This is a genomic window from Roseomonas sp. BN140053 (assembly GCF_047690175.1).
Classification (GTDB): domain Bacteria; phylum Pseudomonadota; class Alphaproteobacteria; order Acetobacterales; family Acetobacteraceae; genus Roseomonas.
The window spans coordinates 1-13346 of record NZ_JBLLEB010000063.1 but is presented as its reverse complement, the minus strand read 5'-3'; the positions used below and the strand labels follow the sequence as shown (position 1 = coordinate 13346).

General features: G+C 66.2%; 12 protein-coding genes. 4 read left to right on the top strand and 8 right to left on the bottom strand.

Going from position 1 to position 13346, the window contains the following annotated elements:
• Nucleotides 1-337: 337 nt before the first annotated feature.
• The 8 genes from ACLIBK_RS24755 to ACLIBK_RS24720 form a co-directional block, all read right to left on the bottom strand.
• A complete protein-coding gene (locus ACLIBK_RS24755) occupies nt 338-2386 on the bottom strand; it encodes a hypothetical protein (RefSeq protein ID WP_415389973.1) in 2049 nt (682 codons plus the stop codon).
• Nucleotides 2383-2799 (bottom strand): hypothetical protein, encoded by a 417-nt coding sequence (locus ACLIBK_RS24750; RefSeq protein ID WP_415389972.1) that lies wholly within the window; start codon nt 2797-2799, stop codon nt 2383-2385. Before ACLIBK_RS24750 ends, ACLIBK_RS24755 begins: the two co-directional genes overlap by 4 nt.
• Before the next feature lie 55 nt (nt 2800-2854).
• A complete protein-coding gene (locus ACLIBK_RS24745) occupies nt 2855-3787 on the bottom strand; it encodes a hypothetical protein (protein ID WP_415389971.1) in 933 nt (310 codons plus the stop codon).
• 236 nt (nt 3788-4023) lie between these two features.
• Nucleotides 4024-4863: a DUF1932 domain-containing protein gene (locus ACLIBK_RS24740; protein WP_415389970.1), complete on the bottom strand. Its 840-nt coding sequence runs from the start codon at nt 4861-4863 to the stop codon at nt 4024-4026.
• Nucleotides 4864-5318: 455 nt separating this feature from the next.
• Nucleotides 5319-6446 carry a carboxylate-amine ligase gene (locus ACLIBK_RS24735; RefSeq protein ID WP_415389969.1) on the bottom strand — a complete coding sequence of 376 codons (1128 nt, stop codon included), beginning with the start codon at nt 6444-6446 and terminating at the stop codon, nt 5319-5321.
• Between the two features lie 178 nt (nt 6447-6624).
• Nucleotides 6625-7086 carry a hypothetical protein gene (locus ACLIBK_RS24730; RefSeq protein ID WP_415389968.1) on the bottom strand — a complete coding sequence of 154 codons (462 nt, stop codon included), beginning with the start codon at nt 7084-7086 and terminating at the stop codon, nt 6625-6627.
• Nucleotides 7083-8447: a recombinase family protein gene (locus ACLIBK_RS24725; protein ID WP_415389967.1), complete on the bottom strand. Its 1365-nt coding sequence runs from the start codon at nt 8445-8447 to the stop codon at nt 7083-7085. The genes ACLIBK_RS24730 and ACLIBK_RS24725 overlap by 4 nt, the downstream gene beginning before the upstream one ends.
• Entirely contained in the window at nt 8444-8962 is a 519-nt protein-coding gene (locus ACLIBK_RS24720) for a DUF2924 domain-containing protein (protein WP_415389966.1), read from the bottom strand. Before ACLIBK_RS24720 ends, ACLIBK_RS24725 begins: the two co-directional genes overlap by 4 nt.
• A gap of 518 nt (nt 8963-9480) precedes the next feature.
• Here ACLIBK_RS24720 and ACLIBK_RS24715 point away from each other — a divergent pair.
• From ACLIBK_RS24715 to ACLIBK_RS24700, 4 genes are all read left to right on the top strand, one after another.
• A complete protein-coding gene (locus tag ACLIBK_RS24715; protein WP_415389965.1) occupies nt 9481-10497 on the top strand; it encodes a hypothetical protein in 1017 nt (338 codons plus the stop codon).
• A 1-nt stretch (nt 10498) separates the two neighbouring features.
• The gene (locus ACLIBK_RS24710) at nt 10499-11428 is read left to right on the top strand and encodes a hypothetical protein (RefSeq protein WP_415389964.1); all 930 of its coding nucleotides are present in this window, start codon (nt 10499-10501) and stop codon (nt 11426-11428) included.
• A 103-nt stretch (nt 11429-11531) separates the two neighbouring features.
• Nucleotides 11532-11753 (top strand): helix-turn-helix transcriptional regulator, encoded by a 222-nt coding sequence (locus ACLIBK_RS24705; protein ID WP_415389963.1) that lies wholly within the window; start codon nt 11532-11534, stop codon nt 11751-11753.
• Between the two features lie 117 nt (nt 11754-11870).
• Nucleotides 11871-13346, top strand: a 1476-nt coding sequence (locus ACLIBK_RS24700; protein WP_415389962.1) for a bifunctional DNA primase/polymerase, incomplete at its 3' end; no start/stop codon positions are given.

Below are 13346 nucleotides of genomic sequence, written 5' to 3'. Positions count from 1 at the left end.
CGCAGGTCCTCCGACAAGGTCTTCGCCATCGCCGCTGGCCTCCAACCCCAGCCAGCAGCTTGAATCAGATTGCCCCCGAGCCGGGCAAGCCCTCTGATTCGGTTCGCTCGGAATCTGCTCTAGTGGTGCTGGTAGGGCATCGCCGGGCACTCGGCATCGCAGTGCGCAACGGCAGCGCCCGCCGACGCTGGTCCAAGCTCGGCGAGTGGTTGGTAAGAGGGAGCCCATAGCACCCATTGTGCAGCCAGAGCGGCCGAACAGCTGAAGTTGGCCGTGAGCGAAGGGGCTGCTTTCAAGCGAGCACCAGGCGCAAGCGGACGCTCTTGCTCTGGGCTAGCTAAAACTGCTGCAATCCGGTTAGCGGCTTGACCATGTAGCCGTCGACAGCCTGATAGCTGCAATCTAAGTTTGTCAGGAAACCTTCCAGCCGTCCGCGATCTTCGCTCGTTGCGAAGATCACCTGCTGCCCCGCCGCTTTGGCAGTGGCTGCTCGTTCAAGCAAACGCTGAAAGCTTATTTCGCGCGCAGCCTGTTGGCGGGGTTCATCGAATACCACGAAACCTGGGTGGTTGGTTCGGTCTGTCCGTGACAACTCTAAAAGCGCCAAGTGGTATGCCCATTTTAGGCGGATAGCGTCGCTGGCGGATAACTCAAACCCAATCTCGAATCCCTCTTTCTGCGGGCGAAAACTGTCTGGTGCGATCTCGATCTCTCCCGCCGGGAATGTGGTGAAGCCGTAGCTGGAGGCTTGCTGCTGTATCAGGCGCGTCATTCGGTTCAGCTTGGCTTGGTCCTCTGATGACAGCCTGTCCGCAGGGAGTGACTGCCGTTCAGCGAGGATCCGGGCGTGGCGAGCGGCAAGCTCAATGAGAGCCAATTTGTGTTGCTCGAACTGCTGCTGCACGTCTTCAAGCGTGTCGAGGCGCGCTTCGGCGCGGAGGCGTTCCTCCAACGATGCGGTCGAGGGAGAGTGGGACGGGGCGACCAAGTCGGCGCGCAACGCTCTAAGGCGGCTATTGGTGTTGTTCACATCGACCGTTGCCGCAGCCAATCGTTGGTCAAGACTGGAAATAGCGGCCTCGCCCTGCGCACGTAGTCGCTGAAAGATGGTCCGCTGTGACCTGATGTACTCGATGTTGTCTTCGACGGGCATAACCGTCGCACTCGCCTGCTGAGCCAGCAGAGTATCCTGGATCGGCTGTGAGCAGGTTGGGCAATGGTCTGCCGCAAACGCAGTGGTTATTTGCGAGCCGAAGTTGCGCAGCTTTTGCGCGTCCAGGTTTTTCTGCAGGTCTTCCTCTAGTGCGGCCACCCTGCGCTGCACGGAGGCCAGCTGCACTATCTCTGCCTGCCGCGCGCGGAAGAGCGCATTTCGGCTGGCGTTCTGCTCAGCGGCTATCTCTATAAGCTGGTTTAGCTCTCCGGCGGCGGCATCGGATGTGTCTTCCGCCGTAGGGATTTCGGCTTCGCGCAGTTTTGCAACATGGCTGCGGAGTACCGACGTAATTTCATCCAACGGCTGCCATCTGTCGCCCGAGGGAGCCTGCAGAAATGCACCCTCGATGTCAGCGGCGGAGATGGTCGGGGTCGCTGAAATCCCCTGAATGCGGGCGTTCGCAAGCCCGGCTACCGACAAGATTTCCGAGCGCTTGGCTGACCATGCGGAGCTGCTGGCGGAGTAATCCATGTCGAGCTGCTGGCGCCGAAGTTCGAGTTCGTGGGTGTCTAACCCCATCAGAAACTCGACGGCTCTGCGCCCGACGTCGCGGATTTGCAGGTAGTTGGGAAAGGCAGCTGGCATTGACGACCAGCCAGCCTTCTGTTCAACGTAAAGAAGCGGGAAAACGGTTTCGAGATAGAGAATCGTCTCGCTGCCGTCAAACCGGCGTGCTCTTGGAAGTTGCCAACCCATGAATTCCGCTAAAAAGCGGTGGAACCCGGCTTCGCGTTGTGCGGCTCCTGGGTCAATCACGAAATAGTCGCGCTGTTCGAACTGACCTGCTGGGTTCGTAAGCTGTGGCCCCTGGAAGACGGTAACCAGCCTGGTGTCTTTGGTGGATTTTACCGCACGCCGGACGGTAATGACCTGACCATCTCCGTTCTCCAGCTCAACCGAGACGGAGGACTCAAGGATCGTATGCTTGACGCCGGCTTTGTCGTCCTCCTCCAGATGGGATGTCATGACGTATGTCAGAGGGATTTCGCGGCGTGAGCTGAGCATCCGCTCTAGACCGAGAGCATACAGTAGACCCTGCAGGCTGGTGGACTTGCCTTTGGTGTTGTCTGCCCAGAGCACGTTGAGGCCGGTGCTGAACGGGATATCAGCCCCGAATGGCCCAGAGCTGGTCTCGGCCCTGAGTCGGAGATGCCGGATCAGCAGCGTCACAGCAGGCGCTCCATCCGCATAACCCTGTCTACAGCGGCCTCAGTAGCGAGCGGGCTGATGACGTTTAGAAACTCCTTTTCTTCCGTCATGACGGATTCAGCAGAGGATAACCGCTCGAGCGTTTTGACACCGCCGTCGGTCAACTTCACGGCTCGACCATGCTCAAGCGTGACCAGGCTGGCTGCCGTAGCAAATGCAATCGCGCGGTTTAACCACGGCTCCACCCGGACCACGAGGTCGGCCGAGCTGTAAGTGCCAGCGAATACGCGCCTGACCTCTTCCCGGGTTTCCTTTGTCCTTGCTGAGTGGGCCATAAAATGTAGCTTTTGCAGGCTGGCGCGCTTACCCCGGCTTCGGCCGAGAATAAGAATGACGAGCGCTATGCCCCAAGACATGCGCAGATCGCCCGCCACCGGTTCCGGCCGGGAGGTAAGCTTGAACGGTCCGTCAAGCAGGCTGTCGAGGAAACTATGCGGCATGGCCGTAGGGAGGAAAGTCGAGCGGGCAGCGAAGCAGCCACTCCGCGATTGCTCCCAGAGCGATCTGCTGGGCACTTCCGTCGGAGAAGTTCGGGACGCTTTGCTTAAGCTCGGCGGTCAAGGACTCGACTTCTGATCGGAGAATGTAGTACGGGGTGGCGTCCTCGGGGCTGCCGTAGAAGGACAGGCGTGTAGCGTGCCGTGATATGACCGCCGCGAGCGCCTCATGAAGATGAGGCGCATCTCGGCGTAACGAGTCGAGCGTGTTCTCTTTTTCCAGGAATAGTCCAACCATATCTTGCACAGCGGCGTCCAGCTTTGCCGGATCCCTGGGACCGATGCGCTTGGTAAGTTTTCGGGATAGATCGGACACGAGCGGATTTGACGCCTGCGTCCAGCTGCTAATCTGTGCAGCCGTAGCTGGCTGCGGTGGCAACGATATTTGTTGACGGTGAAAAGCCCGCGTTGCCACGGAGGTCGGGTCAAAACCTTCGAGATCGTGGACGAGAACTTCGAAATCAGGGGCCACGTAGGACAGGTTCAGCGATCTGACGTGTTTAGTTTTCGCGCTGAGGTGCAGGTTCACCTGTGCGCTGTCATGGATTGGCACGACAAGGATCCACCGCTCGACCTCGCTGCTCACGAAAAGTTTTGCGACCTCGGCGCGCGAGCAGAACTTGTTCAAGTCTTTGGTGATCTTCGCCTTTTGTTTTGTCGCGCGGTCATCGACTTCTACCGGCTCCTGGACAGCATAGCACTGGTAGGCCACTCGACCGGATACACAGTAGTAGTCAATGCCGAAGTCGCCCTTATGCCGGGCTGGCACCTTCATGACGTTGGTCGCGCCGTGGCGATCTTGCAGCAGACCGAAAGCGTGTAGCTCCCACTCGTTTGGATCCCAAAACTCTTGGAGGGTAGGCATTTGCTCTCAGGCGACCCATTGGATGTCAGTCTTAGCCATCAACGATCGTCCCCCTCGTAAGCAATACAAGGCGGTATTCAGCACCGTGGCAATCCCGAGATCATCCATCTAGTCCAGACGAAGCTAGCCCTACCTCCCGCGTCCGCTACGGGATAACTGGCTGGAGCGTCCAGATTACCGCTTTGGGCGCAGGGCGGCCACGGAATGCGGCTCTCCATCTCATCTCATGCCGGTAGTCAGTCCCGCCGCCTCGGCGTCAACGCGGCCCGCAGCGCTCCGATCTCCGCCCCAGCTCCGGCATGGTCAGCCGCCAAGCGAGCGTAGAGCTGCGCAGCACCGCGATAGATGTCGCCCTCGCCGTGCTCCGGGCCGACGAAGGCAGCAATCTCATCCATCTCGCCAACCCAGCGGTAGGCCTTGTCGAACATGCCGGGTACCGACCGCCCGAGCCAGGCGAGCAGCGCAGGTTGGCTGTCGGCCAGTTCGGCGTGCAGTGCCTCGCCAGCGCCGCTTCGTTCGGCTGCGAGCAGCATCGCGCTGCCGATCGCCGTCAGCCCCTTGGTGATGCCGGCGTAGCACATCTTCAGCGCCGAGGCCGCGCCGATCGGACCGTCCAGCACCGGCACCTGCAGCCCATGGGCCTCCAGCACCGCCAGCCGCCCGGCGTGCGGACCGCTGGCGTAGATGCGGGGCGTGTAGCTGTCCTCTCGCGGCGGGCCACCGATGATGCCGGCGTCGACGTAGGCGCAGCCGGACGGCGCCAGCATCGTGCCGATGCGTTCCGCCAGGGCCGGGCTGATCGCGTTGCAGTCCGCGTAGACCATCCCTGGACGCAACAGCGGCGCCACCCGCTCTGCGATGGACAGCGCTTCAGAGGGCGGGAGGACCGAGAGGAACAGGTCGGCCGAGGCCAACGCGTCGAACGCCACCGCTTGCATCCCGGCAGCCGTGGCGCGTGCGGCGCTGGCCGGGCTACGACCGTCCAGGCAGGTGACCACGGCGACGCTGTGCCCCGTGAGGCGCCGGGCGACGCCGGCCCCCATAGCGCCTTGGGCCATAATGGCGACCGTGAGCATCGCAGAACTCCTGGTGAGTTGCTGCGAGGCTACCGTGGGGCACCAGCCGCTCCAAGATGCAGCCTCTCCTGCATCAGCCGCCCCGAGTGCGCAGGAACCCACGGATCCATGTCCGCCTATTGATTGGGCGCGGTGACGGCAGAGGGACCGCGATGTTGGGCGCGTCAGTCCTGTCCACGCCGACGGGCTTCGACATCCATTTCACGATCGACATCGCTGTTCAGAGCATAGCGCTTTGGGCCGGGCGCATGCCGATCATCTCGGTCGGGAACTGACGCCTAGCACCTTCTGCTGTTCGGCCCAGGTGGTCAGAAACGGGTCCATGAGCCGGGGCAGTTTCAACCCCGACGCTTGGCGACCATCCAAAATGGCCTCCACGATGTCCGGCGTGAGCAGGGGCTGCTGCAGCAACCGCCCAAGGAAGCCGCAGTCCAGGCTCTTGGCGGTGGCGCGGCTTAACCATGCCCTGAAGCCGTGGTCTCGGCGAGCCAGTCCACCACCGGTCTCAGCGCCTCGCGCTCCTCCAGCCCGCTTTGCCGCGCTTCCGCGAACAGCTTTGCTTGCTCGTCAGCGCTGGTGCCGCTGGTGGCAATAGCTCGCGCAGCGTCAACCTCGGCGTGGCAGCCCAGGGCCGCCGCGTCGTCCGCCACCAGCGCCAACAGCTCCTCGAGGTGCGCCCCGAACGACACCGCCTCCCCCGACGTTGGGTCGATCATCTTCGCACGCACGCCGTCGCGCTGCGCCCGCCATAGGTTCTCCGCCGCGATTGCCCGGTCCCCTCCGGTCAGGCCACGGTTCAGCTCCGGCCGCCGGTCAACTAGGCGCACCAGGCAGCGGTACAGGGCAGCGATGGCGATGGTGTCGCCCAACCGCGTACAGGCGTCAGCCACCCGCAGTTCCAGCGTCGGGTACTTCAGCGACGGCCGCAGCGTCCACCACAGGAAACTGGCGTCCTTGATCGCTCCGGTCCGGGTCATCGTCGCCACGTAGCGGGCGTAGTCGGCCTCGTCGGCGAACAGATCGGGCAAACCGGTGCGTGGCATCTCACCGAACGCCGACAACCGGTAGCCGGACAACCCGGTGGCCCGCCCCTGCCAGAACGGTGACGAGGTGGAGAGTGCCAGCAGCGTCGGGGTGAAGGGCAAGAGACGGTTCATCAGGTCAACGCGCGCCTCGGGGCGGGGCACCTCGACGTGCACGTGCATGCCGCACACCACGTTGCGCCGACCGAGCATCCGCAGGTCGCGCATCAGCCCCTCATACCGCTCAGCCTCGGTGTGTGCCTGGCGCGACCAGCGAGCCAACGGGTGGGTGCCCGACGCCAGCACCAGGACGCCGTGCTCACGTCCGATGGCGGCCAGGTCGGCGCGTAGCCCTGCCAGTACACCGCGCGCCTCGGCGAAGTCGGTCGAGGGCGGCGAGGCTACCTCGATCTGGCTCTGCAGCAGCTCGCGCTCCGCCGCGGGTAGCCGGCCGTGGGCAGCGGCGTGAAAATTCTTCACCGTGCGGCGCGGGGTGCCACGGGTAGTGGCGTCACCGAGGAAGTATTCCTCCTCAATCCCGAACCGGTAGCTGGCGTCCACGGGCATTCTCACTTCGAAGGAGGGAACATCGATAGGGCAGCATGACAGGTGAGGCGAAGGACTGTCGCACCACAAGGAGCGGAAAATGACGTCCAAGCCTTTTCGTCGGTCCGGCGCTGCTCGATCGCCTGTAGCGGCGTCACCTCTCACGCGGGCTGCAGCTGGATTGCGTTTAGCGTCAGCTCTGACCCTCACTTACAGACTTGTTGGTGCTGATCCTGAGTGCCGCTTCCTGCTCGGCCCAGGTGGTCGGAAACGGCTCCATGAGCCGGGGCAGCCCCAGCCCTGGCGACTGACGACCGTCTAGGACGGCCTCCACGATGTTCGGCGCCAGCAGCGTCAGCTGCAGCAGCCGGCCCAGGAAACCGCGCTCCAGCTTCTCCGCTGCGGCGAGTTCCGTGAGCGAGGCGTACCGCCCCTCGTCCAGCAGCCGCTTCCAGCGGTGCGCCCGCGCCAGCGCCTTTAGCAGCGCTGGGTCGGCCTGGGTGCGAATGACAGCGGTCGCAGTGCCGCCACCGGGAGTACTGACACCCTCCGGCGTGACGATCGTCTTGCGCCCTGGCCGGCGTCGGACCGCCAGCGGCACCTGCACCGTGATGCTCCCCGGGGTGGGGCTGGTGCCGGGCCTCGCGCCGCTCACGCCGCTGCCTCCAGCACGGCAGCCCTGCCCGCCCCCAGGTCCCGCACGAGGCTGGCCAGCCCCGCCACCCGCAGCCGGATGTCCGCCCCGCTCGCCGACACCGTCACCCGCTCCACCAGCAGCCCGATGATCCGCGCCTGCTCCGCCGGGAACAGCTCTCCCCACAGCGGCTCCAGGCTGCCCAGCGCAGCCCGCACCTCGCTCTCGGTCAGGTCGGGGTCACTGGCCCGCGCCGCCGCCCAGGTGCCCACGATGACCTCCGGCTGGCAGAGCAGCGTCCGCACCTGGGTGATGACCGCCGTCTCGATCTCCGCCGCCGAGATGCGCCGCACCACGGCGGGGTCAGCCTCCTCGCCAGCCCCGGTGCCCTTCAGCGCGCCCTGGCTCACGTAGTAGCGGTACAGCCGCCCCCGCCGCCGCGTGTGCGTGGGCGACATCGCTCGCCCGTCTGCCCCAAAGATCAGGCCACGCAGCAAGGCCGGGCTCTGGTTGCGACGGCCGTTGCCCCTCGCCCGCGGGCTGACCGCCAGCACCGCATGCACCCGGTCCCATAGCGCCCGGTCCACGATGCCCCGGTGCTCGCCCGGGAAGCTCTGCCCCTTGTGCGTCGCCTCACCGAGGTACGTCCGGTTGTGCACCAGCTTGTAGATGTCGCCCTTGTCCAGCAGCCGACCCGACTTGCCCGTCAGCGCCTCCGCCCGGAGTTGCCGGGCCAGGGTGGTGGCCGACTGCACTTCCGCGAAGCCCTCAAACACCCGGCGCACGGTGGCCGCCTCGGCCTCGTTGACCACCAGCTTGCGGTCGCGCACGTCGTAGCCCAGCGGCACCTTGCCACCCATCCAGATGCCCCGAGCCCGGGAGGCGGCGAACTTGTCCCGGATCCGCTCCCCGATCACCTCGCGCTCAAACTGCGCGAACGAGAGCAGGATGTTCAGCGTCAGCCGCCCCATGGACGTCGTGGTGTTGAAGCTCTGGGTCACGCTGACGAAGGTGACCCGGTGGGCGTCGAACAGCTCCACCAGCTTGGCGAAGTCCATCAGGGCGCGTGACAGGCGGTCGATCTTGTACACCACCACCACGTCCACCAAGCCCCGCTCGATGTCGGCCAGCAGGCGGCGCAGGGCCGGGCGCTCCAGGGTAGCACCCGAGACACCGCCGTCGTCGTAGCGGTCCGGCACCAGCGTCCAGCCCTCCGCCCGCTGGCTGGCGACGTAGGCCTCGCAGCTGTCACGCTGGGCGTCGAGGCTGTTGTACGCCTGCTCCAGCCCCTCCTCGGTGCTCTTGCGGGTGTAGACGGCACAACGTAGCCGGCGGACTGGGGCGGGCGCTGCGGGCGTCAGGGAGGCTGCCTTGCGGCTCATGCCCCTGCCCTCCCCTTCAGCCCGAAGAAGGTCCAGCCATTCCAGCGTGTGCCGGTGATGGCGCGTGCGATGGCGGAGAGCGACTGGTAGGGCCGCCCTTCCCACTCGAAGCCGTCGGCCAGCACCGTGACCACGTGCTCCACGCCAGCCCACTCCCGCAGCAGCCGCGTGCCGGGCAGTGGGCGGTGGTCGGCCCGGATGCGCCGCAGCACCACGTTGCCGCCGTCCAGCTGCTCGCCGAGCGCCACGAGCCGGTCCACGGTCTCCGGGCGCAGGCCACCGTAGGCCAGCTCCTGGATGCGGTAAGCCAGCCGGCTCCGCAGGTAAGTCCGGGGGTGGAACCGCGGCGGTGCTTGGCCGAACAGCTCGCGCCACTGCTGCTTCAGCGCCGGCGTGGAGGCACTCCGGAGCGCGGCCAAGCGGCCCAGCATGTCCGAACGCGGGATGGCGGGCAGCATTGCCGTCACCGATGGCGGGCCGGCGTCGTGGGCTGGGGTGGAACGGCGTCGGCTCATGCGGCTCTCCGGGTTTGGACAGCTGCACCACCGCTCTGTTCGGGACCGAAGTGTAGCGAACTCTCTCCTCGCTCCCGGGCCTGGGCCGCGTCGCGGGCAAGTTCCTCGGCAGTGTGGGCACGGAGCCGCAGGAGGCCGGTGGCCAGGATGGAGCAGACCTCGCGCAGGTGCGGGGCGAGGTGGGGGTTGGGAGTGAGGCGCGTCATGTTCGCAGGCATGATCGGGCTCACCGAGAAGCGATAACAGCAAAAACAATCGACTAGCGAAACGGAGAGAAGAACAAAGTAGAAACACGAACCCCGATCCGCTCAGATGGCGTGGGCCCTCCCCCCGGGCCCGATTCGCCACCTCGTGTCGGAGCCCCCAGCACCGTGCCGACTGTTGCCCAGTTCCTCCGCAGTACCCCGCCCGCAGCTCTCCGCAGCTACTTCGCTTCGCTCGGGACACCTCTCCCCGAGCTACCCTGGGATGGGCCGGCAAACGCCGTCGTCGCGCCTCTCCTGCAGGCCGTGGACGCGTTGGATGACCAAGCCAGGACCAAGCTCCTCACCGACGCCGACCGGCTCGGCGTGATGGCGGACGAGGCCGGCGAGGCCGCGCTGTACTCGGTGACCCGTTTCGCAGCCGTCCTGGACAGCCTCGAGAACGGCCATGCCCGCGCCCTCTGGATGTTTCAGCACGACCCAGCAGGCTTCAGCCATGCCGAGGAGGTCCGCTACGCCGACGACAAGCGGTTCGGCCGGCTGTGGGAGGGCTTCGTCCTGCAGCGCGACTGCACCGTGGCACGCGAGGGAGCGGCGCTGCAGGCCTTCCAGCAGGCCATCGCCGAGCGCTTCGACAGCCGCAACGTCCATGTCGAGATCTGCGACCGCGCCCGACCGGTCCTCGGTGGCGAGGATGCCACGCTGGTGCAGGTCGCCATCTACCGCGAAGGTCGTGCCGGCGACATTCGCGAATTCGTCGACGGCAGGCTCGACCGCCGGCCCTGGCGACCGGTGATCGAGGCAGCGCTCACCTACGAGCCGGAGAACGGCACCGCCGAGGTGGTCGCGCCTGTCGCAGAGACACGGGAGGAGCTGGTGCGGCTGTTTGCCAGTCACCTGCTCGGCAGTCTCTTCGTCGGCGACCGGTTGCGGGTGCGGCAGTACAGCCTGGAGCGCTTGCGCAGGCCCTTCGCCTTTCCCAGCGACCCCGAGGATGGCATCGAGGCCGTGCGGGTCGGCCAGCTACGCCTGATGCCCTACGGTAGCCAAGGCGAGCGCATCACGCTGGAGTGCCGACGCGGCTCGGACCGCAGCATCTGGCAGATGGCCGAGGAGCGACTGCGCGACCAGGGGCAGCGGCTCGAGAACTACCTGCTCGTCCAGGCACAGTTCACCATCACCTTCCGTGGCACGCCGGGCCGGCGTGGCCGGCGGACGCTGCCGGTGCGGATTTCCATGCCGAAGGGCTGCGACCTCAAGGACCGAACCGAGCGGGAGCGGCTGGTGGGCGAGAAGTACCTGCGCCGCTGGGGCTTGCTGCGGGACCTCTGAGATGCCAGCGGCCACCCTGACATCGGGCGCGGTCGCACTCCTGCTCACCCTGCTGGAGCAGCGCGAGCTCTTCATCTCGGGTGCCGCAGCCGAGATGCACCCGGACGAGGTGCCGCTGCTGGTCGGCGCGGGGCTGCTGGTGCCGGACGGCCACGAGGATGTCGCGGCGGTGCCGGGCGACGATGACGACGTTCCCGTGTCGCTGTTCTGGTCGGACACGCTGGGTGGCCTTGCCGGCTTCAGCCCGACGGGAGGTCCGGTGTTGGTGCCACCGGAGAGGCTGCTGCGCCGCCGCGTCGACGTGGCCGTCGCCCTCGCCGCGATCGCTGCCGAGCTTGACCTCCCTGCGCGCTGGCAACCGACCGTACAGGTCGAGGGGCTCGCGTGGGAGCTGGGCGAGGTGCGCCTAAGGAACCGACCGCAGCGTAACTCTCTCTGGTTCGCGCGTCGTCTCTCGGAAAGGGCGGTGCAGCGGCAGGTGGAAGCTGCGCTCGCGGCCCGGCCTCACCCGCGCTTGCGCGTGCTGCTGACCAGCACGCGGGACACGAGCCTGGATGAGCTCAGCTTGCCAGGAACCTCGATCGTGCCCGTGCGGGATGTACTCGTCGCACCGGACTCACTCACCGTCTCGGGCGGGATCCTGGCCGCCCGGATCAGCGGTACGACGCCTTCGCAGCACGGAGGGCCGATCCAGCTCTCGGAGGACGGCCGCACCCTCGTGATCCTGGACGGAGACCCGATCCACTTCCGCTCCGAGCCGCAAATCGCCGTGGTTCGAAAGCTCGTGGCCGCGCACAAGAGTGGCAAGCGGTTCCGAGCTCGCGACCTGACCGAGCACGGCAGCCTGCGTCGGTTCTTCGGCGAGGAGAAGTGGGCCCTCTTGGCGCCGCACCTGTCATCGGTCGGTGGCCGTTGGGGGTTCGACGTGTAGGGCGATTTTCTCCCTGTTCTTCTCCCTCTATCGGCGTCGATTTTCTCCCGCCCTCGCCGCGATCTTCGCCGTGGCCCTTCGATGGGTCACGAGGAGAAGCGCAATGATTATCAAGCACTTGAACCAGGTCGATCTGGCTCGCCGCTGGCGTATCAGCCCGAGGACGCTCGAACGCTGGCGGTGGCTGAACCAGGGCCCGTGCTACCTCAAGCTCGGTGGCCGCGTCGCCTACCGCCTGGAGGATATCGAGGCGTTCGAGGCCGCGCAGCGGCACGACGCGGTCGGGTTCCAGCCGACCGACAACCACCCCGCGGTGCAGGGCTAGGCACCCGGCCATGGACCTGCTTGTCACCCTCGACGCCCTGCGCTGTGGTGTCAGCGCTGGGCTGTCTGCCCTCACCTGGCTTCGGCTCACCTGCGGCCGTCTGCTCGGTGTCCGCGCATGACGGCCCGCGATCCGATCACCGAACTGCGTCTGCAGCTGCTCAGCGCCGGCTACGAGCCCATTCCCGTCGTGGGACCGGATGCGCCCGGCAAGTCCCCCGGCAAGCGTCCGGCGCTGCGGGAATGGCAATCGGTGTCGCTCGACACCGACACAGTCCGTGGCTGGCGCAGCGGGAACCTGCGGAACTGCACCAACACCGGTCTGCGCACGGGGGAACTCCTCGCCGTAGACATCGATGTGTTGCTCCCCGGGCTGGCTGAGGAGATCGAGGAACTGGCACTGCGCCTTTTCGGCGAGACCCCGCTTCGGCGCATCGGACAGGCACCCAAGCTCCTCCTCTGCTATCGGACCACTGAGGCAGCGGCGAAGGTCACGACGCCCGAGTTCCGGCTGCCCGATGGCGGCAAGGCTCAGGTCGAGATCCTCGCTAAGGGACAGCAGTTCGTCGCCTACGGCATCCACCCCCTGACCCAGACCGATTACGACTGGCCGCACTCGGGTCCTGATGTCGTTCCGCTGCAGCAGCTGCCCTTGGTCACCACCTCTGGCGTGGAAGTGTTCCTAGCGGCCGCCGAGGTGCTGATCCGCAAGGCTGGTGGGCGCACCATCAAGGAGACCGGGGCACAGCCGGGTGACGAGGCTCGGTCGTCCGAGCGCCCGCGGGCAGAACGCAGTGGCAAGGGGCAGCGGGAGGGAGACTTCTTCCGCAACGTGAATGCTCGCGCGCTGCAGGACGTGCAGTGCTGGTTTCTACGGCTGTTTCCCCAGGGCTACTGGCAGCCCAATGCCGCCAAGCCGCCCGGGGCTTGGCGGGTCCACTCCTCCGACCTCGGCCGCGGGCTGGAGGAGGACATCTCCGTGCACGAGACCGAGGGCGGGCACGATTTCGGTACCCGCGAAAGCAAGACACCGATCGACCTCGTCCTGGAGCACGGCGGTGCGCCGACGCCCAAGGAGGCCGCCCTCCTGCTATGCGAGTGGCTCCGCTGTCGCCCCGATGACCTCGGCTGGCATTCCGGTCGTACGGGGGACGATCAGGCCGCTGACACCGGTGGACGCCAGAGGAGCCGCCCCGAGCCGCAGGAGGAGCCCTGGCCGGAGCCGGTAGACTTCCTGGCCGACGGTGACCTGACCGGCGTGCCGGAGCTGCGCCCCGAGCATCTCCCCGATGCTCTCTACGGCTTCGTGACGGACACGGCTGGTCGGATGGGTGTTGACCCGGTCAGCGTGGCGCTCGCCGCCCTGGTGGCCTGCGCCAGCGTCATCGACGACAGCTGGGCCATCCAGCCCAAGGAACGGGACTACACCTGGACGGAGAACCCACGGCTTTGGGGTGCCATCGTCGGGGATTGTCAACGCCGACCGGATTCTCCTCAGAAGTGCCGAAGTAAATTTCCCCAGGTGCTGGGTGGTCAGGTGGCGTTCGGCTCTGCAGGTCGGGCCTTGGGAGGTCTGCCTCGCCGGCGCGGCGGT

What these genes read in the sequence shown, in the direction of transcription:
- ACLIBK_RS24745 (WP_415389971.1), bottom strand. Translation starts at nt 3,787, where the DNA reads ATGCCTACCCTCCAAGAGTTTTGGGATCCAAACGAGTGGGAGCTACAC.
- ACLIBK_RS24740 (WP_415389970.1), bottom strand. Translation starts at nt 4,863, where the DNA reads ATGCTCACGGTCGCCATTATGGCCCAAGGCGCTATGGGGGCCGGCGTC.
- ACLIBK_RS24725 (WP_415389967.1), bottom strand. Translation starts at nt 8,447, where the DNA reads ATGAGCCGCAAGGCAGCCTCCCTGACGCCCGCAGCGCCCGCCCCAGTC.
- ACLIBK_RS24720 (WP_415389966.1), bottom strand. Translation starts at nt 8,962, where the DNA reads ATGAGCCGACGCCGTTCCACCCCAGCCCACGACGCCGGCCCGCCATCG.
- ACLIBK_RS24710 (WP_415389964.1), top strand. Translation starts at nt 10,499, where the DNA reads ATGCCAGCGGCCACCCTGACATCGGGCGCGGTCGCACTCCTGCTCACC.
- ACLIBK_RS24705 (WP_415389963.1), top strand. Translation starts at nt 11,532, where the DNA reads ATGATTATCAAGCACTTGAACCAGGTCGATCTGGCTCGCCGCTGGCGT.